At 56.5% G+C, this 918-nt stretch carries 1 protein-coding gene; it reads left to right on the top strand.

Going from position 1 to position 918, the window contains the following annotated elements:
- A partial coding sequence (locus tag F3J45_RS29570; RefSeq protein WP_167070877.1) for a transposase occupies nt 1-854 on the top strand: 854 nt, incomplete at its 5' end.
- Nucleotides 855-918: the final 64 nt, after the last annotated feature.

The raw sequence follows: 918 nt of genomic DNA, 5'->3' as shown, positions 1-918 counted from the left end.
AGGTGGTAGATCGCACTGCGATCAAGGCGGCCCTGGCAGAGCTTGAGGCTAAGCAGCAAGACAACCGCAGCTGCCAAGCCTTGATGCAATCGATGGGGCTGGAGCAATTCAACACACACGAAAGCGATGCCCGAATGATGCGCACGCCCAAGGGGGCGCGTGTTGCCTATAACGTGCAGACCGCTGTCGATGCAGAACACTGCCTGATTCTGCATCACGAGGTGACGCAAGAGGGTGATGATCGAAAACAGCTTGAGCCCATGGCTAAAGCGGCCAAGGCCGAACTTGGGCAAGATGCTCTGACCGTGACAGCGGATATGGGCTACTCAAACGGCCAGCAGTTCCAGGCGTGTGAGGAAGCCTCCATTACCGCGTATGTACCGCCAAACCGAACCTCGAACCCAGGCGGCGAGGCATTGTTCGAACGCCAAGACTTTACCTACGACGCTGACCAGGATCGGTACCAGTGTCCAGCAGGCCAGTGGCTAACCCTGAAGCAGCGTTACAAAGGCGACCGGATCTACCAGGCAGCAATCAGCGACTGTGCTGGATGTGCGCTGAAAGCCCGATGTACGACAGCCAAGCGCCGCTACGTCTCGCGTCATGCACAAGAGGAAGCCTTTGAACGAATGGCGAAGCGGATGCAACTGCATCCAGAGATGATGGAACGACGCAGATCCATCGTGGAGCACCCGTTTGGCAATCTCAAACAATGGCTATTTGGAAACGGACGGTTCTTGCTACGGCAACTCGAAGGGACGAGAGCCGAAATGGCCCTGGCCGTGACCGCATACAACCTCAAGCGGGCGATCAGCGTACTGGGTACCAAGAAACTGATGCAGTTGATGGGCTGAAGAGCCTTTTTTCAGCATAAAAACAAACGCCCCGAACAAGTCGGGGCGTTTGGTCTAGGGCCTG

It is taken from the genome of Pantoea sp. Ap-967, assembly GCF_011752565.1.
Lineage (GTDB): Bacteria > Pseudomonadota > Gammaproteobacteria > Pseudomonadales > Pseudomonadaceae > Aquipseudomonas.
Note: the sequence above shows the minus strand (reverse complement) of the source record. Positions and strands in the feature narration are given on the sequence as shown.